Consider the following 24,177-nt stretch of genomic DNA (forward strand, 5'->3'; position numbering starts at 1 on the left):
CCTGGGATTATGTCCCGCACAGGCAGTTATAGCGATGTTCGAACGCGATAGGAATTTTTTCCGCGTGAGTGAGATTTATACAAATCTTGCGGAGGAACATGCATTGGGTAAAAAATCACTAGTAAAACTGACAAGAAAAACAAATCCAAGAATCGTTTCCTTGATTCTTACCCTGAAAGAGAGGGCAAATGCTAACGCTGCCCCCATCTGGAAGGATATCGCGAGACGTCTTGAGATGCCGTCCAGAAACTATGCGGCTGTAAATATAAGTAAGATCAACAGGCACACTGCAAAGGATGATGTGCTGCTTATTCCGGGAAAAGTTCTGGGCGCAGGTCTTCTTGACCACCCTGTAACGGTTGCAGCTCTAAACTTCAGCGAATCAGCAGCTAAAAAGATTACTGAAGCCGGTGGCAAGTGCCTGAGTCTCGAGGAGATAATGGAAGCAAATCCGAAAGGATCCGGTATCCGGATTTTCCGCTGAGGTGTCGAAGATGACGGTTATCGATGCAAATGGACTTATTATGGGGCGTCTTGCAAGTACGGTTGCAAAACAGTTGCTTTCAGGAGACGATGAGATTTACATTGTAAATGCTGAAAAAACTGTAATTTCTGGCTCAAGGGCTACTACCCTCAAAGATTACCGGGAAGCCCGGGAGAGAGGATCCAAGGAATTCGGGCCTTACTTCCCGAAGCGTCCGGACCGCATCCTTAAGAGGACTGTCCGAGGCATGCTGCCTTATAAGAGAGCAAGAGGCAGGGACGCAATGTCCAGACTCAAAGTTTATGTAGGCGTTCCCCCTGAACTCAAGGACGCTGAAAAAATCACTATTCCTGATGCAGATATGAGACGTTTGAGCTCCAGCAAATATATCGAACTTGGTGAAGTGAGCCGGAAAATGGGTTCAAAGTTCTAAAGGGTGAGTCCCTATGGTCAAAGTAATTAATTCATCTGGAAAGCACAAGACTGCAACTGCACGTGCAACAGTCACGAAAGGAACCGGTAAGGTCAGGATCAACAAAATTCCGCTCGAACTATATACTCCAGAGCTTGCAAGGATAAAGATCTCAGAACCTTTGCTGATCGCAGGAGACGAAGTGGTCTCCGGGCTTGATATTGATGTAGATGTCCGGGGCGGCGGGATTATCGGGCAGGCTAATGCGGTAAGAACCGCAGTTGCCAGAGGTATTGTGGAATGGACAAATGACACAGTAATCAGAGACAACTTTGCAAGCTATGACCGCAATCTACTGGTAAACGATTCCAGGCAGAAAGAGTCAAAGAACTTTGGTGGTCCTGGAGCAAGGGCTAAATATCAGAAATCTTACAGGTAAAAATATGATCCCAGTCCGATGTTTCTCATGTGGAAAAGTAATCTCAAACTATTGGGATGAGTACAAAAGACGTGTCAATGATGGCGAACCCGCTGCTGTAGTGCTGGATGATCTCGGGATCACCCGCTACTGTTGCCGCAGAATGTTGCTGAGCCATGTTGAACTCGTTGATGTGTTTTCGCCGTACCAGTAAGGGACCGTAGGGTAGCCTGGTCCATCCTTCGGCGTTCGGGACGCCGGAACCTGAGTTCGAATCTCAGCGGTCCCATTTCCCTATTTTCAGGGTGCTGGTTTTAAGGCATGTACTGTAAAATATCAAACTTTTCATTATTCTCAATTATCGGAATTCATCGGAGCGTTTTTAAGTTTAAGGGTGATCAGTTGGTCAAGGAAAAATATACCCGGTTTGAGCGGACGCGAATTGTAGGTGCAAGATCATTGCAGATTGCAATGGGGGCTCCTGTCCTTGTGGAAGATGACGGGCGGCTGGATCCTCTCAGTATCGCTATTGAAGAGTTGAAAGCCGGAGTTATTCCTATCACGGTCAAACGTAAAATCAGTTGAAAACGCAGTGGGATACATTTTCAGATATCGAATGTGTTTTATTGTTGATTCTATATTATGAGGTGACTTTATGGAGGAAATTGAGAAAACAGGGCAGGAGGAAAATGAAGCACAGCCTGTGCCTGAAGAAAATATTGAGGCTGAAACAGAACCTGCACCTGAAAAGGAAGCCGAAGCAGAATCCGAATCTGTGCCTGAAACCGAGGGTGAAGCAGCTTCTGTTAAAGAAGAGGGTTCCACATCCCTTGTGTCCATTGACGAATACCTGGCAGCAGGTGTTCACATAGGTACTCAGCAAAAGACCCAGGATATGATGCGTTTCGTATACAGGGTCAGAACTGATGGATTATATGTTCTTGACATCCAGTCAACAGATGAAAGAATCAAAGCTGCAGCGAAATTATTGTCTCATTACGATCCCTCAAGAATTCTTGTGGTTTCTTCAAGGCAGTACGGGCAGCATCCTGCAAGGATGTTTTCCAGAGCACTCGGTACCAAAGCAATGCTTGGAAGGTTCATTCCTGGCTCGCTTACAAACCCGCAGATTCACGGTTTCTTTGAACCTGATATTGTAGTCGTTACCGACCCTGCAGGCGATGCCCAGGTTGTGAAGGAAGCTTCAAGCATCGGAGTACCAATTGTAGCACTCTGTGATACCAACAACCTGACTTCAAATGTGGATCTTGTAATCCCCACAAACAACAAAGGTAGAAAAGCACTTTCTCTTGTCTACTGGTTGCTTGCGAGGGAAGTCGCACGGCTTAATAATATTCCTTTCAATTACTCATTGGACGACTTCGAAACACCTCTGTGATTCTGAAAGGCAGTCCTGCATACTGCAAGGCTATATAAAAATGATTCATATCTTATATGGGTGATATAGATGAGACAACCAGCAGTTGCAGGGCAATTCTATCCCCTGCGTCCTGAGAATCTAGAGAAAGAACTCAAGCAATGTTTTGAAGGTCTGGAGATCCGGGAACGAAATGTCCTCGGGGCTATCTGCCCGCATGCCGGATATGTTTATTCAGGTAAGGTAGCTGCACACGTCTATGCAGTTCTCCCTAAAGCCGATACATATGTCATTTTCGGTCCCAACCATACGGGATACGGCTCACCTGTATCAGTGTCCACGGATACTTGGAAAACTCCCTTGGGATCTCTCGAGGTTGATCGTGAACTTGCAGACGGGCTATCAGGAAGTATTGTTGACTTGGATGAGCTCGGACACCGATACGAGCATTCTATCGAAGTTCAGCTTCCTTTCCTTCAATATCGCTTTGATCAGGATTTCATGATCCTTCCTATCTGCCTTGGTATGCAGGATGAAGAAACCGCAGTTGAGGTTGGAAACCTTGTTGCGGAGCTTGCTTCCAAAAGTGGGAAAAAATTGGCTTTCATTGCATCCAGCGATTTTACTCACTACGAGCCTGCAAATGTTGCAAGGGAAATAGACAATGAAGTTATAGGGACTATCCTTAACCTGGACATTCCGGGAATGTATGAGAAACTTTACAGGAAAAACGCTTCTGTGTGCGGATACGGGCCAATTGCTGCAATGTTAACAGCATCAAAAAAGCTTGGTGCAAATCGGGCTGAACTGCTTAAATATTCAAATAGTGGAGATGTTTCCGGAGACACCAGTGCAGTAGTAGGATATGCCGCGATTATTGTCGAGTAAGGAAATTGTGGAGTAAGGAATTCTGCAGAGAGATGGAGCATACTCATTTTTAATTAAACAGCGGCAGGATAGTTACATATTCAAATAAATTTTTTATAAATTTTTACCGTTATCTACTTATTATAGGTTTGTAAAACAGGACAAACATCAAAAAGAAGTATTTTAGCATCTGGAAACAAATTAACGGTAAATTCATAAATAAATTCGCTGTCACGTTTCAAAATACTGTCACGCTTCAAAATAAATTCACTCCTGCATTCAAAAACGAATCATTATTAAACTCAAAAAGTTGCCTTCAAATTCAAGTATAAATTTATTACTTATCTGCTTCAATCAAATTTGCAATTTTCAGAGGAGTAATATGGTTTCATGTTCTGCCCCCGGGAAAATCTATCTATTCGGAGAACATGCGGTTGTTTATGGTGAAACCGCAATAGGATGTGCAGTTGAATTAAGAACTCGTGTGCGAGCGGAACTGCACAACTCTATAATAATTCAATCGGAGATTGGCCAAACAGGGATTGATTTTGAGAAGCATCCTTATATCTCCGCAGCTATTGAAAAAATTAGGGAAATCCGACCAATAGATGGGGTTTTTTTGGAAGTCGATTCTGATATTCCTGTGGGTTCAGGACTCAGTTCATCTGCTGCTGTTACAATTGCAAGTCTAGGTGCTCTCAATGAACTGTTTGGCTGCGGTCTCTCTCTCGAAGAAATTGCTAAAATGGGGCATGAAATCGAAGTCCAGGTACAAGGAGCTGCAAGTCCTACAGATACCTATGTCTCTACATTTGGAGGAGTTGTGAGCATTAACGACAGGAGGAAGTTGAGGACTCCTGATTGCGGGATTGTTGTAGGGAATACAGGTGTTTTCGCTTCCACAAAAGAGCTTGTAGCGAATGTTAGAAAGCTCCGTGAAAGTTATCCTAACGTTGTAGAGCCTCTCATGGCTGTTATTGGAAGAACTTCCAGGATCGCAGAACCCTTTTTTCAGACAGGAGATTACCCTTCAATTGGCAAGCTTATGAATGTGAACCAGGGTCTTCTGGATGCTCTTGGAGTAAATACTTATGAACTCTCTAACCTAATTTACGCCGCCCGGAAAGCTGGAGCTTTCGGAGCAAAGCTTACAGGAGGTGGAGGTGGGGGATGTATGGTTGCCCTTACAGCACCTGACAAATGTAGACAGGTTGCTGAAGCCATTGAAAACGCAGGGGGTAAAGCAATAATAACAAAACCCACGGAGCAGGGCTTAAAGTTAGAATGAGCAACTCAAACCTTGAGCTTGCTAGAGTTTTATCTCATAATTTCACATTATTAATAACGAAGCTGGAAGTCTTAAAAGGGTATTAAGTGATATGGCATGAAGGTTTCAACAGAACCTGTTATCCTGAAACTTGGGGGCAGCGTCATCACAGACAAAGCTGCAGATCAAGGGATTGTAAGAGAAGCTGACCTCCTTAGGATTGCAAAGGAAGTTTCAGAATACCGGGGAAAAATGATTATTGTGCATGGTGCAGGTTCCTTTGGGCATACTTACGCCAAGAAATATGGACTTGATATGGGGTTTGATCCTGAAGGAGTTATTATAACACATGAGTCTGTCAAAAAACTTGCATCCAGAGTGGTAGATGCTCTGAACGAGTATGGAGTCCGTGCTATAGCTGTACACCCTATGGGCTGTACGGTTTGCAGGAATGGGAGGATCGAGAGCATGTACCTTGACAATATAAAACTCATGCTTGAGAAAGGTTTTGTCCCGGTGCTGCATGGGGATATGGTTATGGATCTCGAACTCGGGGCGTGCGTGCTCTCAGGAGACCAAATAGTTGCCTATCTTGCAAAAGAACTCAGGATTACCCGGCTCGGGCTTGGCTCTGCCGAGGATGGGGTGCTTGATAATAATGGAAAACCCATACTTGAGATCACCCCTGAGACCTTTGAGACTTTCAAGCATCACATAAGAGGTTCGGGAAGTACTGATGTTACAGGCGGAATGCTTGGGAAGGTACAGGAACTCCTGGAACTTAGCAAAACGTCTTGTATTACATCATATATATTTAATGCCGGAAAAGGAAATAACACATATAGGTTCTTGAATGGGGAATCCATAGGAACCAAAATCAGTCCGGATAAAAGGGTAGAAGTATGATCAACACGACCTCAAAGCGAAAGATCGAACACCTGAAATTATGTGCTGAAAGCCCGGTTGAATCCCGAAAAGTCAGTGCGGGCTTTGAGGATGTGACCCTGATCCACAGGGCGCTTCCGGAACTCGATATGGATAAACTTGACCTGTCTACAAACCTTCTGGGGAAGCGCCTGCAAGCTCCCTTTCTAATTGCTTCGATCACTGGAGGACATCCAGATACTATTCCTGTAAACGCCGCCCTTGCCGCTGCAGCCGAAGAGCTGGGAGTAGGAATAGGAGTTGGCAGCCAGAGGGCTGCAATTGATGACCCTGCGCAGGAAGAATCTTTCAGGATTGTCAGGGAAAAAGCTCCCAATACCTTCGTGTATGGGAATGTGGGCGCTGCCCAGATTCGCGAGTATGGAGTTGAAGGAGTTGAAAAACTCGTAGAGATGGTTGATGCCGATGCCCTTGCCATCCACTTGAACTTCTTACAGGAAGCCATCCAGCCAGAGGGGGACAGAGATGCAACTGGCTGTCTCGATATGATAAAAGAGATCTGCTCTGTACTTAGCAAGCCAGTAATCATTAAGGAAACAGGAGCAGGAATCTCAAGGGAGGATGCCATTCTCCTTCAAAAGGCAGGCGTATCCGCAATTGATGTAGGAGGCGCAGGAGGTACGAGCTGGGCGGGCGTTGAGGTCTACAGGGCAAGGGAAAGTGGAGATTCAGCTTCGGAACATCTTGGGGAACTTTTCTGGGACTTCGGGATTCCTACAGTTGCCAGCATTATAGAATCCAGGGTCTCCTTGCCAATTATTGCAACAGGCGGGATCAGAACGGGATTAGATATCGCTAAGTCTATTGCTCTCGGAGCCAGTGCGGCAAGTGCTGCCCTGCCTTTTGTGGGACCTGCCCTTGAAGGAAAAAATTCAGTTGTCAGGGTTCTTTCCCGCATGCTGGATGAATTCAGGGTTGCAATGTTTCTCTGCGGTTGTGCAAGCATAGAGGATCTGCGTAAGGCACCTGTGGTTATTACCGGCTGGACCCTTGAGTATTTGAGTCAACGCGGCTTTAATGTAAAAGACTATGCTGTGGCAGGAGATGCATTTTAAAGTGTGGCACAGATGTCCGGCTACTTTTACCTGTAATCTGGTATCAAAAATTGCATTGCACCGGTAAAGTCAAATAGCTGATATGCCCATTAAAAAGCCTGTTCCATAACAATCTTTATACATGATACGAAAGTAATGTTCGGAATAAATCGTTAAGATATGAATAAGGGTTTGTACTCTCAAAACAGTGGAAATTTACTCAGGATTATCACGGATAATTAAATCCAACTGAGCTTCTGGAAATTATTCACAGTTACATAGAATTACCTGAGATCGGTATAACTAAGGAATTATTCTCATAAATATAATTAAGGAATTATTCTCATAAATTACTGTAAAACTAATTAACTGAAGATCTGTTTTACAGTTATCTAGGCTGAAATACTCATTATCAAGTGACATTCCATTATTGTAATTGGAATAATCTATGATAACTGTCATCCCAGGAATCGACTGTAGAGAATTGTCATAATATTAAGAATTCACTGATCAATATAAGAATGGGTTAGTTAGAATCAGCAGGAAAGAAGCTACAAATAAAAGTAGGAGCAGAAAAACCAGTAAGTAAAGACCCAATTGTAACAAGACAGGTTATTGAATAAGCTCTCGAAGAATAGGCTGAAATAGAGGACTGTACGTTTTCAAAATACTTTAAAGTTGGAACCTGCATGATTGGTTGAAGATGAGGTTCTGAGAAGTACTTGCCAGTAAGGGAAGAGTGCGTAAAGGCTTCTGTTAATTAGATTAATAGTCAGAATTCGTTCTATCTGGCAATAAAATCTATTCAATGGACGTGCCTAAGGAATTCTGGAGCATTTAACAGGCATTTGAGTATTGTATACAAAACAAATGTATGAAGTACATATCTGAAGTAAGATTCTTCTGTAAGGGATATAACCTGAATTGTCTCATCCGGGGGTTGAGTTCTTCCTGCGAGCAAGTCTGAGAAGTGACTGCTCTAAGCTGATTCTTTCTTATTGATATTATGTACTCTGTTCAAGTCATGGTTATAACTTTAAGGTCATCACCTGATCCGTTTTCTGAGGATTGGGTTCACAAGGATAAAAAACAAATCAAGAGGTAAAAGGTAAAAATATGACTGAAATAGGAATTGTTGCAGTCGGCGGTTACAATGAAATGGGCCGTAATATGACTGCAGTTATTATAGGTGAAGACATTGTCATTCTGGACATGGGGCTCAGGCTCGATAGGGTTCAGATCCATGAAGATGTCGAAATTGACAAAATGCATTCTCTTGAACTTATCGAGATGGGGGCAATCCCTGATGATACCATTATGAAAGAAATTAGTGGAACTGTCCGGGCAATTGTCTGTACTCACGGGCACCTTGATCACATAGGGGCAATCCCGAAACTTGCCCATAGGTATAACGCTCCAATTATCTCCACACCATATACAGCAGCCCTTATCAAACAACAGATCGAGGCTGAGCGCAAGTTTGAGGTTTGCAACAGGGTTATTCCTTTGAATGCAGGCGGGACTTACCAGGTTACGGAAGATATTGCTGTCGAATTCATTAACATTCAGCACAGCATCATTGACTGTGTACTTGCAGTGGTTCATACTCCAGTTGGAGCAATCCTGTACGCTTGCGACTTTAAGCTGGATAGGACTCCTACAATGGGCGCAGCTCCGGATTTCGGGCGCCTCAAAGCCCTCGGAAAGGAAGGGGTTATCGCAATGATTGTTGAGAGCACGAACGCCGGGCGCTCAGGAAAGACTCCTTCCGAACAGATTGCAAAAGATATGGTAAGGGATGTGTTGCTCGGAACTGAAGAGTCCGAAGTCGGGATGATCATTACAACCTTTGCCTCCCACATACCCAGGCTAAAAGCAATTATTGAGGCAGCCGGAGAAATGGGCAGGACTCCTGTACTTATGGGCCGCTCAATGGAACGCTATGTGGGAGCTGCGAGAGATCTAGGTTATCTGGAATTGCCTTCCAATGTCGAGATGTATGGTCAGCGTAAAGATATCGATCGGGCTTTCAAACGTATTATCCAGGAAGGAAAGAACAAGTATCTCCCAATCGTCACCGGACACCAAGGCGAACCAGGTTCCATACTTGTACGTGTCGCGAATGGAGAAACCCCTTATACAATTGAACCGGGAGACAGGGTTATTTTCTCTGCAAATGTAATCCCGAGTCCCATGACTCAGGCTAACCGCTATGCTCTTGAAACCAAGCTCAAGATGAGGGGCGCCAGGATCTATGACAATGTGCACGTCTCAGGACATGCATATAAAGAAGACCACTGGGAACTTCTGCGCATGATAAATCCTGAACATGTAATCCCTGCTCATGGGGATATGGAAATGCACGGGCATTACATCGAGATGGCGGAAGACGCCGGGTATATACTCGGAGATACAGTACACCTTCTCAGAAACGGCGAAGTGTTATATATAGAAGAATAATTGAATAGGAATAGATTCCGTATCTCGTGATGTTTATGACGCTGATTGATGAGATTAAAAAAAGAAGTGTCCATGTTGATGACGCGATTAATGAACTGTTGCCGGTAGCCCCCCCCGAGGAGTTGTATAAAGCTTCTCGCTACCTGGTAGATGCGGGAGGAAAACGCCTCCGTCCCGCAGTTCTTATTCTGGCAGCCGAAGCTGTAGGCTCAGATCTAAAATCGGTGCTGCCTGCAGCAGTAGCCGTGGAGCTTGTACATAATTTCACTCTGATCCATGATGATATAATGGATAGAGATGATATTCGCAGAGGGAGACCCGCAGTCCATAAAATATGGGGCGAAGCCGGGGCAATTCTTGCGGGCGACACGCTTTATTCCAAAGCTTTTGAGATCCTCTCAAAAGTCGAGAATGAACCTGTAAGGATTTTAAAATGCATGGATATCCTCTCAAAGACCTGTACTGAAATCTGCGAAGGGCAGTGGCTTGATATGGACTTTGAGAGAAGAGAGAAGGTTTCTAAAGCCGAATACATTGAGATGGTGGAAAAGAAAACCTCGGTTCTCTATGCCGCTGCAGCCAAGATCGGAGCCCTTCTTGGAGGAGCCTCTGATGAAGTCGCTGAGGCTTTATCCGAATATGGACGCCTTATAGGAATTGGCTTCCAGATGTATGACGATGTTCTGGATATGGTCGCCCCCGAGGAAGTTCTTGGGAAAGTAAGAGGTAGCGACCTTATGGAAGGAAAGCACACTCTTATCATAATCGACGCTTTCGAGAAAGGTGTGAAACTGGACATTTTCGGGAAAGGGGAAGCAACTCAGGAAGAAACCGACGAGGCTGTCCGTATCTTAACAGAGTGTGGATCAATTGATTATGTGAAGAATCTTGCAATTTCATATATCAACGAAGGCAAAGCAAAGCTGGACGTTCTGCAGGACTGCCCAGAAAAAGATCTGCTCCTTCAGATCGCCGATTATATGATCACAAGAAAATATTGAATGAAATAAGGAATAATTGAATAAGTAATAGCTAAGACGTCAGATCTAATGAAGACTCCAGGGAAAGTTGCGGCTAATGAAAGCCGCAATAACCTGGTTCATTGTTTTGCTGGGTCTAAAAAATATTATAGTAAGTTCAGGAGATGCACTTTGTATTATTATATATTATAATGTATATTATTAATCAAAAATTTATAATGTATATTATTAATCAAAAACTAATTTTTAAAAATCAAGATTCTAAAACAAAATTTTAAAACAAAATTACAACCCTGCATCATGCAGTTAAGTTTTCCAAAAAAAATAATAAGAACAGGATGGGAACCCTGCCTTTTTTTAAATTAATATTTAAAATTTCATAAATTATTTTTTATTTTTCATTCTAATTGTGCTCTGGGCAGCTACGAGTCTTGCAATAGGAACTCTGTAAGGGGAGCAGCTTACATAGTCGAGACCTATCTCATGAGCGAAACAGATGGATCTCGGCTCTCCGCCGTGTTCTCCGCAAATTCCCATTTTGAGATCGGGTTTGACGGAGCGGGCTTTTTCTATACCGATTTTCATTATCTCGCCAACGCCTTCCTGGTCAAGGACTGCAAATGGGTCGTGCTCGAGAATTCCTGCCTTCTGATAGATTGGTACAAATTTGGAAACATCGTCGCGGCTGAACCCGAAGGTTGTTTGGGTCAGGTCGTTTGTTCCGAAGGAGAAGAAATCTGCTTCCTTTGCAATCTGATCTGCAGTAATTGCAGCCCTGGGCAGCTCAATCATTGTTCCAACTTTGTAATCGATCTTTACGCCTTTCTCGGCCATGACCGTTTCTGCCATCTTGCGGACATCTTCCCGGGTGACGGAAAGCTCTTTTACCAGGCCTACGAGCGGTATCATAATCTCAGGAATCACCTTGACTCCCTCGTTTGCAAGTTCACATGCTGCTTCCATAATTGCACGCACCTGCATATTATAGATTTCCGGATAGGTTATTCCGAGTCTGCATCCCCTGTGGCCAAGCATAGGATTGAGTTCTTTGAGGGAAGTCACACGCTGGATGAGCTTTTTTACCTCTTCGATCTTTCCGCAGTCACCTGAGGCTTCAAGCTCCCTTAGCTTTGCATCCAGCTCTTCCTTGTCAGGAAGGAACTCATGGAGGGGCGGGTCAAGCAGCCTGATGGTTACAGGCAGACCTTCCATGGAGCGGAAAATGCCAAGGAAGTCTTCCTTCTGCATAGGAAGTAATTTTTTGAGAGCTTTCTTCCTGGTTTTCTCATCTTCTGCCATTATCATTTCCCTTACTACGGGAATCCTGTCTTCTCCGAAGAACATGTGCTCAGTCCTGCAAAGCCCTATACCTTCAGCCCCTAACTCACGTGCAAGACTTGCATCTGCAGGAGTGTCTGCGTTTGTTCTCACTCCGAGAGTCCTGATTTCATCAGCCCATAGAAGAATCTGCTTCAGATCTTCATTTATTTCAGCGTCAATCAGGTCCACTTTCCCAATAATTACATTGCCCGTACTTCCGTCAATGGTGATATAATCGTGCTTTTTGACAATCTGACCATTTACCATGAAGAGATTATTCTTTGTATCGATTGTGATTTCTCCGCACCCCACAACGCAGGGCTTGCCCATACCTCTTCCGACTACTGCCGCGTGAGAGGTCATACCTCCGCGCACGGTAAGTACGCCCTGAGCAGCTGCCATTCCCCCGATATCTTCAGGAGAGGTTTCAGTTCGGACGAGAATTGTCTTTTCTCCAATCTCAGCCATTTCTTCAGCTTCTTCTGCAGTAAACACAACTTTTCCTACGGCAGCTCCGGGAGATGCAGGAAGTCCCCTTGCAACTACTTCAAGTTTTGCATTAGGATCAATTCTCGGGTGCAGGAGAAGGTCAATATGCTCGGCTTTAACCCTGGTGATTGCAGTTTCCTTATCAATTAGCCCTTCTTCTACCATATCCTTTGCTATCTTAACGGCTGCGGCAGCTGTGCGTTTCCCTGTTCTGGTCTGCAGCATATAGAGTTTTCCTTCCTGGATGGTAAATTCTATATCCTGCATATCCTTGAAGTGGGCTTCAAGCTTCTGGCAGATATCAACAAGCTGATTATATGCTTCAGGGATTTTATCTCCAAGAGTGTCAATGAAGTCGGGCGTCCGGATGCCTGCAACAACATCTTCACCCTGTGCGTTGATAAGGTACTCTCCGAAGAACTTCTTTTCTCCTGTCGACGGGTTTCTTGTAAAAGCAACTCCTGTACCTGAGGTGTTTCCTCTGTTCCCGTAAACCATAGTCTGTACATTAACAGCTGTACCCCAGCTGTCATCAATCCCATTAAGCTTTCTGTAAGTGATGGCTCTCGGATTATTCCAAGACTCAAAAACAGCGTTAATTGCCATCTGAAGCTGAACTCTTGGGTCCTGGGGGAATTCGAATCCTTTTTCGAGTCTGATTACCTCCTTGAATCTCTCAGCCAGTTCTTTCAGGGCTTTTGCATCGAGATCGGTATCTGACTCAACTTTAAGTTCTTTTTTCTTGTCCTCAATAAGGGACTCGAACTTGCTGAAGTCAACTCCCAGAACCACATCTCCAAACATGGAGATAAATCTGCGGTAGCAATCGTAAGCAAATCTTTCGTCATTGACCTTATTTGCGAGCCCGATAACAGATTTGTCCGTAAGCCCAAGGTTAAGGACGGTATCCATCATCCCCGGCATGGATACCCTGGCTCCGGACCTTACAGAAACAAGAAGCGGGTCTTCTGGGTCCCCCAATTTTTTGTTATTTAAGGTCTCTAGCTTATCAATTGCTTCATCGATCTGTTTGAGTACTTCGTCAGGATATTTCTTTTCCTTTAAATAAAGTACGCAAACTTCGGTTGTTATTGTAAAACCTGGCGGTACTGGCACTCCAAGATTTGCCATCTCGGCAAGGCCTGCGCCCTTACCTCCAAGTAAGTCTTTCATACTACCGTTGCCATCAGTTACATCCTTTCCAAAAAAATATACGAATTTGGACAATGAGTCTCCTCCCTGGAACGAGATGATTAATCGGAGTTAATGACTGTATATGACCAAATTTATGGTCTGATTGCTGCCAACAATGTCTATTTAATATATAAGGTTGTGCATTCCGGCTCCTATATTTTATATTTTACTATCTCAATTCAGTTAATATTAACGTATAATATAGGTCTTGCGATATCTTTATATAGGATGAGCATAGACTACATATGCTTTTCAGTCTATAATATATAACTTTATTTATGACTGACTGAATAATATGCTCAAAGCCAGGAAATTTTGCCCTGAGCTGGAGAAATAGCTATTAATTGCTCGTGGCTAATATGAAACGACTCGGTAAAGTGCTGCACAGGTCAGGTGTTAAAAACCTGATAGTTAGAGGGGATGAGATAAAACCCGAGAATGTATCAGGCAGTCTTCCTAAATTAAATTCAATCGTTGTAGATAAATCCCTGAATCGGATTGGTACAATTGTCAATGTTTTCGGACCTGTACACCATCCATATTTTTTAGTGAAGGGCTTTAAACGAACTCCTGATTCAGAAATTCGGGCTCTCGTTAATGAAAGAGTCTATATTCGGTGAGATCTCTGACATTGAATGCGCGTATTAATTCTTTATTATGGTTTAACATTAACTGGGTTATATATTTTTTGCTGGTTATAGCCGTGATTTTTCTTCTCCTTCCTTTTATGTATCTGTAATTTAAGTGGTGCAGCCAAGTATCGGGAAACGTAAACATATGGTCATTTTAACTTATAAGGTGATATGATATGGTAGAAATCGAAAGGGTTCGCTATTCGGACACTCTTGAAAGGGAAAAAATACGTGCCATGATCAAAGCTCGCAAAGAGAAGCAAAAAGAGCAAAGTTTTGAGACGGAAAAGGCAGTGTGTCCAGAATGCGGTAGCAGAAACCTCGTTCACGACTACGAGCGTGCCGAGCTTGTGTGTGGGGACTGCGGACTTGTCATTGATGCCGATTTTGTAGATGAGGGCCCAGAATGGCGAGCTTTCGATCATGATCAGCGTATGAAGCGTTCCCGTGTGGGTGCGCCAATGACATACACAATCCACGACAAAGGGCTTTCCACAATGATTGACTGGAGAAACCGTGATTCCTACGGGAAGTCAATTTCTTCCAAAAACCGTGCTCAGCTCTATCGTTTAAGAAAATGGCAGCGTAGAATCCGCGTAAGTAACGCAACTGAAAGAAACCTCGCATTTGCACTATCCGAACTGGACAGAATGGCTTCTGCCCTTGGTCTCCCTAGAACGGTCAGGGAAACTGCAGCAGTCGTCTACAGAAAAGCTGTGGATAAAAATCTTATCCGTGGAAGAAGCATTGAGGGTGTCGCCGCAGCTGCCCTTTATGCTGCCTGCCGTCAGTGCAGCGTTCCAAGAACCCTTGATGAGATCGAAGAGGTATCCAGGGTCAGCCGGAAAGAGATCGGAAGAACTTACCGCTTTATTTCCAGAGAATTGGCACTGAAACTTATGCCTACCTCACCAATTGATTATGTCCCAAGGTTCTGTTCTGGCCTTAACCTTAAAGGAGAAGTCCAGTCCAAGAGCGTTGAGATCCTGAGGCAGGCTTCCGAGAAGGAACTCACAAGTGGAAGGGGTCCCACAGGAGTTGCTGCAGCTGCAATCTATATTGCATCCATTCTCTGCGGTGAACGCAGAACCCAGCGTGAAGTTGCAGATGTAGCCGGCGTAACAGAAGTTACCATCCGAAACAGGTACAAAGAACTTGCAGAAGAACTGGATATTGAAATTATCCTCTAAGTTCTTTCTATTATTCTTTCACTGGCAGATTTTCTCTATTATTACATAGAGAAATATCCTATTTTTGCATTATTTGTCTAGTTGCTAACTGAGCGGAGATTATTTTCAAACAAGATTTTAGAAATTTTAGAGTTTTAAATTTTAGAATTTTAAGTTTTTGATCTATAATGATAAATATTGAAATTTTGAAAGCTTTGCTTTTAGGATTCTCTGTAGGACTTACAGGCGCACTCGTTCCAGGCCCTATGCTTTTTGCAACTATAGAAACCTCTTTGAAAAAAGGCTGGTTTACAGGTCCTAAAGTCGTATTCGGGCATATAATTGTAGAAGCAGTGATATATCTCATGATTCTCTCTGGGGCTGCTTCACTCGTAGACAGCGGCGTAATTTCTTCAATTTTTCTTATAGGAGGGCTTTCACTTCTGGTCTTCGGGTTTCTCACCATAAAGGACGCCAGAGCCGCGGATATTTCTGCACAGATCTCTCAGGGTTCGCCAGGCTCGAAATTGACTTCCAATCCCGTCCTGATAGGCGTGGTTACTTCAGTATCCAACCCTTATTTCTGGATTTGGTGGCTGACTGCGAGCAGTGCCCTTATACTTAAGGAATATGAGCTGGGAGTTATATCTGCAATAGCTTACATGCTCGGGCACTGGACAGCAGATCTGAGCTGGTTTACTATCGTATCTGGATCGTTCAGCCGTGGGAAAAACCTGCTCTCCCAAAAAGTGCACAGGTATATTCTCTATACCTGCGGGATATTTCTGGCTATTTTCGGGTTTTATTTTATGCTTAACTATAATAATTCAATTAAGCTTGCCTGAAAACTTAGCTTTCATGAAGTCCAGACCACACTAGACCACACTGTTCTGAAAGTTCAGTCATTTTACGAGAAATTGTCGCCAGGTTAATCAATCATCCTGAGCTTGTATATGGTTTCCAGCTTATGAAGTTATGAATTTATGGTTTTATTAGCACCTTTTAGCTGCAAGTTTCTTTTTAATAGATCTCTTTTTTGCAAGCGCATCTCTTTTATAAAACTTTGAGAACATGTAGACCCCTCCACTGAAAGTAGACAGGAAGAGAACCAAAAGAATCCTCATGTTTCTGACAGTTTTCCAGCTCCACCTGTTAGCCACGAACAGGGAACTGAGAGCCAGAGTTATAATCCCAAGGAAACCGTGAATATACATAATTAAAGGAGCCGCCCTGGCAATAATTAGCCTTATTCCGGAGTATAACATAAACAGTAAAGATAAGGCTCCAAGGGTATACCCGGCAGTGTTTATTTTCCCGTGTCTTAAAATTCCGTCTTTCTTTAAACGGCTTAGCTTCAGTGCAGTAAATCCAAATATATAAGTTAATAAAGTCGAAGCCTGCAAACCAAGCGAGATTTCCCTGAGTTGATTAATACCCACTCCCATTACCAATTTTAGCACCTCATTAAGGTTAAGTTGTGTTTTTACCTTATTTGAAAATAAGGCTCACGCTTAATGATCTCTTTGGAAGCAAAGATTCTGAGAAATCTTCCGTTACTGAAAAGCCCATCAGACTTCTCTGATTTTTTCAGATTTTAACGTCTGGGAAAATAGCTGGATAAGTGCAGGATAAGTAACTGGGCAGTTATTGAGACAGCTTATTAATAGAAGGATAGCCTTAGGCTTTCGAAAGGTCGATTTTCCATGAGAAGGCAGTGCATAAAAGTTCCTAAAAAGAAAGGAGAATCAACAAGAAGAATTCTCCTTAAGCTTGAGATTCTTGACAGTTCCGTAAAAATAGGCGCAGATGAGACGTTTCTTTATCTTCCTCTGACCAGAGAGCCTACTCCTGACGAACTGAGGAGTTTCCCTAAAGAAGCTGAGCTTAATGAATGTGATTTCCAAATTCAGAAAAAAAAGCCTGTTCCTGAAGATCTGCTTGGTTTCAGCCCAGCCTATGAGGTTATAGGAGATATTGCCCTTCTGGAAGATCCTGATCTTGATACCCAGAAAGCCTCAAGAATTGCTGACGCCTTACTCCGGACGCATCCAAATGTAAAAACTGTACTTAAGCCTCTTACACCTGTAATTGGGGAATTCCGGGTCAGGGATTTTGAGGTTGTTGCAGGCGAGCCCAGAACCGAAACAATTCACAGGGAATACGGCTGTCGATATAAGGTTGACCTTGCGCGAGTTTATTTTACTCCCCGCCTTTCGACTGAACGCTCAAGAGTTCTCTCCTGGGTTAAAGAAGGCGATATCGTTGTTGATATGTTTTCAGGCGTAGGTCCTTACAGCATTCTGATTGCGAAAAAGAAAAAGCCTTCAAAAGTCCTGGCAATCGATAAAAACCCGGACGCTGTACGGTATCTCAGGGAAAATATAATTCTTAATTCTGTGAAAAACATCGAAGCAATCGAAGGTGATGCCAGGGAAGAAGCAAAGAGGTTTGCAGGCGCTGCTGACCATGTGATTATGAATCTCCCTCATAAAGCTTTTGAATTTCTGGATTCTGCGGTGCTCTTGACAAAGCCCGGCGGAATAATTCATTATTACGGAATAACCCCTGAGAACGACCTTTTCGAAAGCTCTATTGAACTAATAAGGGCGGCTGCGGAAAAAGCAGGAAGGAAAATTGAAATTCTGGATAAAAGAGTAGTTCGCTCTTATGCCCCTCACCAGTACAATATCTGCATGGAAGCCAGGATTATTTAAACAATGCAGGGTTATTAATTATAGGATTATTAATTAATGTCAGGGTTATTAAGGGACGCCATAATTATTTAAATGAATCAAAATTATACAGAATCTGTAAAAGCAGACAGCTCCGCCCGAGCGAAATAATTAAATTCTTGATCGCTATTTTAAGTCTGCTTATTCTTCTTATTCATTTGCCGTCGTGGCTTAGCGGTATAGCGGCTGATTCGTAATCAGCAGGCCGAGGGTTCGAATCCCTCCGGCGGCTTAATAATTTTTTTCAGTTCTGTATCTCTTTTATTAGTTCTGTATCTCTTTTATTTACCTACTTAATAATTATCCACCGGATTATAGCATACCTTTTAATGGGTTATTGAGTTAGGGTAAATGTGGATTATGTTTAACTATCCAGAAAAGGGGAATATTTGCTGGACTATCTACTCGATTTTTTGTTAAGGTCAAAATTAAGATAAAACCGATAAATTTAATACACTTATTTGATAACAATAGCAGTTGTTCCTTTGTTTTCTGTGGGGATAAAAAATAAGGAGCATTTTTACAACTTTATTTTTTTAATTTTTGGGTAAAAATAGAATTTAGAGGGTTTCTACAGAGCTGAAAATAAGGAGTAATGTTAGCTAAAGTAATAATCTACCCTGTTTAGGGCATATTACTATCAAAGAAGATCCCGAGGGGAAAAATGGAAAAAATGAAGCTATTTCCCAAAAGGAATCCGGATCCTATAATCAGTGTGGGAAAAGATGGGCGGATTCTTTACTCAAATGGGGTATATGAGCACTTATTGCGTGGATGGGGCATGGGAGTCGAAGAAAAATTGCCTCCCTTTATCATAGATTTTGTGCAAGGGATAATTTCACGGAATAAAGCCGAAGAAATAGAAGTTAAAGTGGGAAATGAAGTATACATAGTCTCTTTTCACCCCTTACCCGAAGAAGAATGTGTAAACATTTATGGATTTGATATAAACAATCAGAAAGATCTTAATGAAAAAGTTCAGGAAAGTGGATCTAAGGAAATAGCGAACGTGGAGCTTGCCGAGATCATTGATATCCAAACAATCCAGTCCCTTATCGATGATTTCTATGAACTTACTCATATTCCAATTGGCTTAAGAGATCTCAAAAACATCGTTCTGGCAGGTGCTGGATTCCAGGATATCTGCTCTAAATTTCACAGGGCTCACCCAGAAACTTGCAAGCACTGTATAGAGAGTATTGTAGAACAATCCAGGAATATACTCCCTGGAGAGTATAAGCTGTACAGGTGCAAGAACAATATGTGGGACATATTGACTCCCATCATGGTGAGTAACCAACATGTAGGCAATATCATCGCAGGGCAGTTCATTTTTGATGACGAGCCTCTTGACTATGAGCTTTTCCGATCACAGGCTAGAAAATACGGCTTCAACGAAGAGGAATATATAACAGCACTTGAGAAAGTTCCGCGGTTAAGCAGGAAAGCCGTGGATACAGCCTTGTCTTTCTTCATGACCATTGCCAATATACTCTCACAGTTAAGCTATAGCAATAACAAGCTGGCTCAATCGCTAGCTGAACGCGAAGCTCTTTTAGAAGCGTTGAGCGCAAGTGAGGAAAAGTACCGCAATATCGTTGAGACCGCAAATGAAGGCATAAGCATAATTGATGCTGAAGAAAGAATTACTTTTGTCAATAAGAAGATTGAAGATATGCTTGGCTACAGTTCAGAAGAACTTATTGGCAGATCGATGTGGGACCTTCTCAGTAATGAAAGTAAGGCTATTATCAGCCAGATGATAGAAAAGGGATGTAAAAGCGCCAATGAAAGTTTTGAAATTAAACTTATACGCAAGGACGGTCATCCTATCTGGATGTATACAAATTCCAAATCTCTTTTTGATAAGGATGGTAAGTTTATCGGGGTTCTGAACCTCCATACTGACATTACAAAACGAAAAGAAGCTGAAGAAGCTCTAATGAATTTCGAGACTTCCCGTAAAAAGGAAATCCATCATAGAATCAAGAATAATCTTCAGGTAATCTCCTCTCTCCTGGATCTTCAGGCTGAGATGTTTAAAGGCAGAAACAACATTAGAGATTCAGAAGTGTTGAACGCTTTCGCAATAAGCATAGACAGAGTTCTTTCTATTGCTCTTATACATGAAGAACTGTACAAAGATGAAAATATCGATGTGCTTAATTTTTCTAAATACATCAAGGACTTAGCTGATAACCTGCTCCTTACATACAGGCTTGAAACCGATGTTAACTTGAATCTCAATCTGGAAGAAGACCTATTTTTAGATATGGATACTGCTGTTCCGCTAGGGATAATTATCAACGAACTGGTTTCAAACTCTCTTAAATATGCATTTCCTGACCGGGATAAAGGAGAGATCCAAATCAAGCTCCATAGGGACGAAACAGGAGAATGCAAAAACAATGGCTGTAAGGGTACTGACTTTGTTCTAATTGTTTCAGATGACGGCATAGGCATACCTGAAGATCTTGATATTAAAGAACTCGATAGTTTGGGGCTTCAGCTTATAACTTCCCTTGTAGACCAGTTAGATGGTGAACTTGAACTGAAAAGAAACAATGGGACAGAGTTCACTATCCGGTTTAGTGGTATAAGAAATGAACCTGAACCATTACAGCGTATCGCTCGTTCCTAATTCCCTTTCTCTCTATAACTCTAGACAAACCAAATCCCGCTCACACTCAAACCCCTTCAATGCCAGAGAAATAAGTGTACCTTAATTGGGGAAGGGCTGCTGATATACAAATATACAGGAATGATTAGTTGATTGGCTGTGCTTTGTAAGTGCAGCATTGTTGTGAAAATAATAAGCCTTTTTCCCTTAAAATACTACATATGTGCTCCTGTAATATCATAAAAAGCCTTAATAACCCCGGCATACAGAAAAAAACTTCTAAGATGTAGTATGTTTGGATATAAAGAACTATAAAGAGATATAAAGAGCCACTACTTCTTCATATATGTTAAATTTATTATTTAAGAGATATACATTAAAAGTAAAAAGATTTTTGGTTTTATAATGTTTTAATTTTGAGTATAAAGTATTATGAAGTTTTAAATTTCTCTTTCTGTTTTTATAAAATATAATAAAAATAAGTATGTATATATTTGAAGATTTCCAAGTGATTTCGATTATAAATGGCTCTTTATTAAACCCAGCCTATTGGGTAAAAAATGTAAAGAAATCGAATAAAACAAGGAATTAGCAGTGATTGTGATTTTTAATCCTTAAATATTTAAGTCCTATGAAATTAAAAACTTTGCAAGGGGAAAGATATGAAGATTAGAGTAGTTAGCTCAAAAGAAGAAATCTTTACATTAAATCCTAATGAACGTGTTGTTCACTTGGCTTTCAGGCCGTCGAACAAGGATATTTTTACACTTGTCGAAACCTGCCCGAAAATTGAGGCTATACAAATTCCAAAATCTTACAGACGTACGGTCTCAAAATCCATTGGAATGTTCCTTGAAATGCAGAGAATCCAGCTTATTGAAGGCGATGTTTGGGGTCACAGAAAGGATATAAACGAGTATTATATCATTCCCCCCTCGGTCTTTGAGAAAATAAAGGAAATGAAGATTGCAGGTAAATCCAATGAGGTGATTGAGGAGAGAATCTTAAGGGAAAGCAGACTTAACCCTGATATGGTTGCCTACATTATGAACAAAGAAGCTCAAGCCTGGGCTTGAGTCAAATAAAAAATTTCTATAACCGGTAAAGCCAGTTATACTATTTTATTATTAATTTATTGACTTATATTTCTGTAAATTTCTGTAAGAAACTCAGAGATTTATAAAGGGTATATGTATTAAAATCAGTGTTTTCAATAGCAATACAAACCGTCATTCCCAATTTAAATCTACCATATCTCCAATTTAAAATCTACTACAATATTACCCTCTTGATTTCTATAAAACTCTATGTTAGAAAGGCTCGATATTGGAATCATCAGATAATGTGAGTCACAACATTTTCGAATAGGCTCTTAAATAAGATAACATCTTATGAGATATTGTGGCATTATCAACAGCTCTATCAGTATAGAATCTGAAGCGGAAGAATTGTTGATAGGCTTGAAAAATATATCCTCAAGAATCTCTTGATTCTGTAATAAAAAGATTAGCTACTTGTGCTTATGATTGGCAGCCTCTTAGTGAAGAGGATATGAAATCAATAGAAGAGGGGTCAAAAGATTATAAGGCTGGTAATTTTACATTGAGAAAAAAGTATGGGGAGATTTGGAAAAAGAATAAAAATTAGGATTGAAGCAGCTGAATTACAAACTCAGTAGCATAATCCTTCATCTAACTCATACTTGACTTTATCTCAAGTACGTAGTCTTGTTTACAATAACCTTTGGGTAAAGCGGGGGGATAGTTATAGTATATTTTTTTATAAAGCACAGGGTCGAAGATTATTCAAAGTGGAAACCTGTTTTTGATGAAGATGGATCAAGGAGAGAAAAAGCAGGCTGTAAAGGCTGGCAGCTTTTCCGCAGTTTGGATGACCCCAATGAGATCTTCATCCTTTTGGAATGGGATACAAAAGAACACGCAACCAACTTCGTAGAATCCGAAGAACTGAGAAAAATAATGAAAAAAGCAGGGGTAATCACAAAACCTGAAATCCGCTTTTTTGAGAAAATCGAGGACTTTTCGTTATGAGTTGTAAAAAGTTCAATGTGGTGGTGGAAGAAATTTACTTTAATTGGTAAGCTTCAAGCTGTCTTAATTTATTGTATTCCCTTTCTTAGGATACCAATCTTTTATAACATCCAGGTTGTAGAAGTCTTTCTCATGCCATTCAATGAGTATAGCGGTTGATTCGTGATCAGGCTGAGAGTTCGGAGTCCCTCCTGCGGCTATTGCAATGGAGGACCACCGCGGCTGTATTCCGTTGAATCCAGGACAGCAAGCCAGTCAAAGTCAGTGAAGCTTTGCGGAGTTAGTGCGAAGTAAGTCGAATTCTTCATACTGCCCGAGCGAATTGGAAGAGCTTCAATTTCAGAAGCTGGAAGTCCCTGACCTTTATAGGTTGGAATGAATCGCCCCGGTCCTGGTGAGCTGGTCAATCGAGCCTCAAGAGTACCGGCTTCGGGTTCACTGATGCCATTGGCTTCTGAAACGCCCACGGCTGTTCCGATTACGGCATAATGTGAGCCGAATATCTCATTGAGTTGGGCTCCTGCTGGCCACCAGATGAGTAAATCAGTGCCCAGTTGCCATTGCGCCTTTCCACGCTGCAGGTGGCTGTTGTGAGCGAAGGCAAAAACTTTCCCCCTGCCGCGTTCACGGCACACCATATACGTCAGATTATCTGCCATTATCAGGTCACGAATGCCGAGGCCTTCGACAAGCCTTTCTTTTGGTTTGGCAGAAGTCCGCGCCAGCACCGCATGATAGTTAAGTAACTGCCTGGAGAGCACTGCATATTGCACAGCTTCCAGATAACGGCTCTCATCACTCTTAGCTACCAATTCGGGACGGCGTAGGCGCAATTCCATAATGAGATCTTCCACTTTAATCCGAAGTGAGGTTGCAGCCGGTGATAAGCCTATTGACTTAGATGGGTCCATCATTGCATCAGGGTTCTCCCAATCAGAGTCCTGACCAAGAAATGCGTCTATACGTTCTCGATGTTTCTGGCTGCTGACACTATCGATCGAGGCAAGGTAATTGAGAACGAAGTATAGAACTTGCCTTGGGCTATCGCTGTAGGTCATTTCTGTCGGGCTATCGAAGCCATAGAATCGAAGTTTGATTGGATGGGAAGGATCAGCGTTGTATTGCCGCATCCACTCCACCAGCTCTCGATTCGCATCGAGCCTGCCAAAACCGTGGCTAAATCCGGAATCCTGCAAATCCTCATATGATGCCGGACCGCGGCCAGCTATGTACTCATTCACAAGGTGCGCTCTGGGAAAACTGCTTTCGATGGCAATGGCACTGTAGCCGTGTGCTTCTACCAGGCGCTGGAAGAGCCGGTTGCGAAGTATATGAGTATCTTCGCCGCCGTGGAGTGCTTCTCCAAAGCCAAGCAACTTCACCGAGCTACCAAGTGAGGTGATAACCCTGTCGACGGCGACGTTGAAGGTTTCGGGTGAATTTACAGAGAAGGGAACCGTTTCGTGTGAAATCCAGTCGTCTAGAGTGGCATACGTCGGGTTGGAATTTCTGTTAAGAGATAGATTTTTTTTCATTTTCCAGGGACTCCTGATAGTCGGAATAATCCAACATTCTGTATTTAATGCTTTTTTGTTAAAGCTAATAGACTTTAATTCTTGGATGCCGGGTGCCTGATAACTAGCAACACTTATTCCGATTTTGAAGTAAAGATATTAATTGATAATTTATTCGATAAAACCGAGAATCTCTGAATCGTAATCTGTG

22 protein-coding genes and 2 tRNA genes are annotated in these 24,177 nt (G+C 42.3%); 21 read left to right on the plus strand and 3 right to left on the minus strand.

Annotated features, from left to right (window positions below):
* Positions 1 to 103 precede the first annotated feature (103 nt).
* The 13 genes from MSTHT_RS11190 (at position 104) to MSTHT_RS11245 (ending at position 10,266) form a co-directional block, all read left to right on the plus strand.
* Entirely contained in the window at positions 104 to 484 is a 381-nt protein-coding gene (locus MSTHT_RS11190; protein ID WP_048168551.1) for a 50S ribosomal protein L18e, read from the plus strand.
* Positions 485 to 494: 10 nt separating this feature from the next.
* A complete protein-coding gene (locus tag MSTHT_RS11195) occupies positions 495 to 917 on the plus strand; it encodes a 50S ribosomal protein L13 (protein ID WP_048167853.1) in 423 nt (140 codons plus the stop codon).
* Positions 918 to 930: 13 nt separating this feature from the next.
* On the plus strand, positions 931 to 1,335 hold the full coding sequence (locus MSTHT_RS11200; protein ID WP_048167854.1) for a 30S ribosomal protein S9: 405 nt from the start codon (positions 931 to 933) through the stop codon (positions 1,333 to 1,335).
* A gap of 4 nt (positions 1,336 to 1,339) precedes the next feature.
* Positions 1,340 to 1,528 (plus strand): DNA-directed RNA polymerase subunit N, encoded by a 189-nt coding sequence (locus MSTHT_RS14125; protein ID WP_082086831.1) that lies wholly within the window; start codon positions 1,340 to 1,342, stop codon positions 1,526 to 1,528.
* Positions 1,529 to 1,603: transfer RNA gene (locus tag MSTHT_RS11205), tRNA-Pro, on the plus strand.
* Positions 1,604 to 1,716: 113 nt separating this feature from the next.
* Positions 1,717 to 1,899, plus strand: a complete 183-nt coding sequence (locus tag MSTHT_RS11210) for a DNA-directed RNA polymerase subunit K (protein ID WP_048167855.1) — start codon at positions 1,717 to 1,719, stop codon at positions 1,897 to 1,899.
* 70 nt (positions 1,900 to 1,969) lie between these two features.
* On the plus strand, positions 1,970 to 2,713 hold the full coding sequence (rpsB, locus tag MSTHT_RS11215; protein ID WP_082086832.1) for a 30S ribosomal protein S2: 744 nt from the start codon (positions 1,970 to 1,972) through the stop codon (positions 2,711 to 2,713).
* A gap of 69 nt (positions 2,714 to 2,782) precedes the next feature.
* The gene (locus tag MSTHT_RS11220; RefSeq protein WP_048167856.1) at positions 2,783 to 3,580 is read left to right on the plus strand and encodes an MEMO1 family protein; all 798 of its coding nucleotides are present in this window, start codon (positions 2,783 to 2,785) and stop codon (positions 3,578 to 3,580) included.
* A gap of 361 nt (positions 3,581 to 3,941) precedes the next feature.
* A complete protein-coding gene (locus tag MSTHT_RS11225) occupies positions 3,942 to 4,847 on the plus strand; it encodes a mevalonate kinase (protein WP_048167857.1) in 906 nt (301 codons plus the stop codon).
* Between the two features lie 96 nt (positions 4,848 to 4,943).
* Entirely contained in the window at positions 4,944 to 5,732 is a 789-nt protein-coding gene (locus tag MSTHT_RS11230) for an isopentenyl phosphate kinase (RefSeq protein WP_048167858.1), read from the plus strand.
* Positions 5,729 to 6,826: a type 2 isopentenyl-diphosphate Delta-isomerase gene (gene fni / locus MSTHT_RS11235; protein ID WP_048167859.1), complete on the plus strand. Its 1,098-nt coding sequence runs from the start codon at positions 5,729 to 5,731 to the stop codon at positions 6,824 to 6,826. The genes MSTHT_RS11230 and fni overlap by 4 nt, the downstream gene beginning before the upstream one ends.
* A gap of 1,095 nt (positions 6,827 to 7,921) precedes the next feature.
* Entirely contained in the window at positions 7,922 to 9,265 is a 1,344-nt protein-coding gene (locus MSTHT_RS11240) for an RNase J family beta-CASP ribonuclease (RefSeq protein WP_048167860.1), read from the plus strand.
* Between the two features lie 35 nt (positions 9,266 to 9,300).
* Positions 9,301 to 10,266 (plus strand): polyprenyl synthetase family protein, encoded by a 966-nt coding sequence (locus MSTHT_RS11245; RefSeq protein WP_048167861.1) that lies wholly within the window; start codon positions 9,301 to 9,303, stop codon positions 10,264 to 10,266.
* Positions 10,267 to 10,629: 363 nt separating this feature from the next.
* Here MSTHT_RS11245 and ppdK read toward each other — a convergent pair whose 3' ends face one another.
* On the minus strand, positions 10,630 to 13,281 hold the full coding sequence (gene ppdK / locus MSTHT_RS11250; RefSeq protein ID WP_048167862.1) for a pyruvate, phosphate dikinase: 2,652 nt from the start codon (positions 13,279 to 13,281) through the stop codon (positions 10,630 to 10,632).
* 326 nt (positions 13,282 to 13,607) lie between these two features.
* Here ppdK and MSTHT_RS11255 point away from each other — a divergent pair, with 326 nt between their 5' ends.
* The 3 genes from MSTHT_RS11255 to MSTHT_RS11265 all read left to right on the plus strand — a co-directional run bounded on the left by MSTHT_RS11255 (position 13,608) and on the right by MSTHT_RS11265 (position 15,894).
* The gene (locus MSTHT_RS11255) at positions 13,608 to 13,868 is read left to right on the plus strand and encodes a Gar1/Naf1 family protein (protein ID WP_048167863.1); all 261 of its coding nucleotides are present in this window, start codon (positions 13,608 to 13,610) and stop codon (positions 13,866 to 13,868) included.
* Positions 13,869 to 14,056: 188 nt separating this feature from the next.
* The gene (locus MSTHT_RS11260) at positions 14,057 to 15,070 is read left to right on the plus strand and encodes a transcription initiation factor IIB (protein ID WP_048167864.1); all 1,014 of its coding nucleotides are present in this window, start codon (positions 14,057 to 14,059) and stop codon (positions 15,068 to 15,070) included.
* A gap of 167 nt (positions 15,071 to 15,237) precedes the next feature.
* Complete coding sequence (locus MSTHT_RS11265) at positions 15,238 to 15,894, plus strand: LysE family transporter (protein WP_048167865.1); 657 nt, start codon at positions 15,238 to 15,240, stop codon at positions 15,892 to 15,894.
* Positions 15,895 to 16,041: 147 nt separating this feature from the next.
* Here the strand turns inward: MSTHT_RS11265 and MSTHT_RS15225 are convergent, their stop codons facing one another.
* On the minus strand, positions 16,042 to 16,500 hold the full coding sequence (locus MSTHT_RS15225; protein ID WP_231588083.1) for a hypothetical protein: 459 nt from the start codon (positions 16,498 to 16,500) through the stop codon (positions 16,042 to 16,044).
* Positions 16,501 to 16,752: 252 nt separating this feature from the next.
* Here MSTHT_RS15225 and MSTHT_RS11275 point away from each other — a divergent pair, with 252 nt between their 5' ends.
* The 5 genes from MSTHT_RS11275 (at position 16,753) to MSTHT_RS14135 (ending at position 22,452) form a co-directional block, all read left to right on the plus strand.
* Positions 16,753 to 17,763 (plus strand): class I SAM-dependent methyltransferase, encoded by a 1,011-nt coding sequence (locus MSTHT_RS11275; protein ID WP_048167866.1) that lies wholly within the window; start codon positions 16,753 to 16,755, stop codon positions 17,761 to 17,763.
* A gap of 178 nt (positions 17,764 to 17,941) precedes the next feature.
* Positions 17,942 to 18,013: transfer RNA gene (locus MSTHT_RS11280), tRNA-Thr, on the plus strand.
* Positions 18,014 to 18,445: 432 nt separating this feature from the next.
* Positions 18,446 to 20,422, plus strand: coding sequence for a sensor histidine kinase (locus MSTHT_RS11285; protein WP_052721884.1), 1,977 nt, complete (start codon positions 18,446 to 18,448; stop codon positions 20,420 to 20,422).
* A gap of 641 nt (positions 20,423 to 21,063) precedes the next feature.
* Entirely contained in the window at positions 21,064 to 21,477 is a 414-nt protein-coding gene (locus tag MSTHT_RS11290; RefSeq protein WP_048167867.1) for a DUF1699 family protein, read from the plus strand.
* Positions 21,478 to 22,182: 705 nt separating this feature from the next.
* Entirely contained in the window at positions 22,183 to 22,452 is a 270-nt protein-coding gene (locus MSTHT_RS14135) for a putative quinol monooxygenase (RefSeq protein WP_231588259.1), read from the plus strand.
* A gap of 197 nt (positions 22,453 to 22,649) precedes the next feature.
* On the opposite strand, the gene MSTHT_RS11300 is transcribed toward MSTHT_RS14135, so the two are convergent.
* Complete coding sequence (locus MSTHT_RS11300) at positions 22,650 to 23,987, minus strand: erythromycin esterase family protein (protein WP_048167869.1); 1,338 nt, start codon at positions 23,985 to 23,987, stop codon at positions 22,650 to 22,652.
* Between the last annotated feature and the right edge of the window lie 190 nt (positions 23,988 to 24,177).

Source organism: Methanosarcina thermophila TM-1, from assembly GCF_000969885.1.
In the GTDB taxonomy this organism is placed as follows: Archaea; Halobacteriota; Methanosarcinia; order Methanosarcinales; family Methanosarcinaceae; genus Methanosarcina; species Methanosarcina thermophila.

Coding starts and splice junctions, on each gene's coding strand:
- MSTHT_RS11195 (WP_048167853.1), top strand. CDS start 495: ATGACGGTTATCGATGCAAATGGACTTATTATGGGGCGTCTTGCAAGT.
- MSTHT_RS11200 (WP_048167854.1), top strand. CDS start 931: ATGGTCAAAGTAATTAATTCATCTGGAAAGCACAAGACTGCAACTGCA.
- MSTHT_RS14125 (WP_082086831.1), top strand. CDS start 1,340: ATGATCCCAGTCCGATGTTTCTCATGTGGAAAAGTAATCTCAAACTAT.
- rpsB (WP_082086832.1), top strand. CDS start 1,970: ATGGAGGAAATTGAGAAAACAGGGCAGGAGGAAAATGAAGCACAGCCT.
- MSTHT_RS11220 (WP_048167856.1), top strand. CDS start 2,783: ATGAGACAACCAGCAGTTGCAGGGCAATTCTATCCCCTGCGTCCTGAG.
- MSTHT_RS11225 (WP_048167857.1), top strand. CDS start 3,942: ATGGTTTCATGTTCTGCCCCCGGGAAAATCTATCTATTCGGAGAACAT.
- MSTHT_RS11230 (WP_048167858.1), top strand. CDS start 4,944: ATGAAGGTTTCAACAGAACCTGTTATCCTGAAACTTGGGGGCAGCGTC.
- fni (WP_048167859.1), top strand. CDS start 5,729: ATGATCAACACGACCTCAAAGCGAAAGATCGAACACCTGAAATTATGT.
- MSTHT_RS11240 (WP_048167860.1), top strand. CDS start 7,922: ATGACTGAAATAGGAATTGTTGCAGTCGGCGGTTACAATGAAATGGGC.
- MSTHT_RS11245 (WP_048167861.1), top strand. CDS start 9,301: ATGACGCTGATTGATGAGATTAAAAAAAGAAGTGTCCATGTTGATGAC.
- MSTHT_RS11255 (WP_048167863.1), top strand. CDS start 13,608: ATGAAACGACTCGGTAAAGTGCTGCACAGGTCAGGTGTTAAAAACCTG.
- MSTHT_RS11260 (WP_048167864.1), top strand. CDS start 14,057: ATGGTAGAAATCGAAAGGGTTCGCTATTCGGACACTCTTGAAAGGGAA.
- MSTHT_RS11265 (WP_048167865.1), top strand. CDS start 15,238: ATGATAAATATTGAAATTTTGAAAGCTTTGCTTTTAGGATTCTCTGTA.
- MSTHT_RS11275 (WP_048167866.1), top strand. CDS start 16,753: ATGAGAAGGCAGTGCATAAAAGTTCCTAAAAAGAAAGGAGAATCAACA.
- MSTHT_RS11285 (WP_052721884.1), top strand. CDS start 18,446: ATGGAAAAAATGAAGCTATTTCCCAAAAGGAATCCGGATCCTATAATC.
- MSTHT_RS11290 (WP_048167867.1), top strand. CDS start 21,064: ATGAAGATTAGAGTAGTTAGCTCAAAAGAAGAAATCTTTACATTAAAT.
- MSTHT_RS11300 (WP_048167869.1), bottom strand. CDS start 23,987: ATGAAAAAAAATCTATCTCTTAACAGAAATTCCAACCCGACGTATGCC.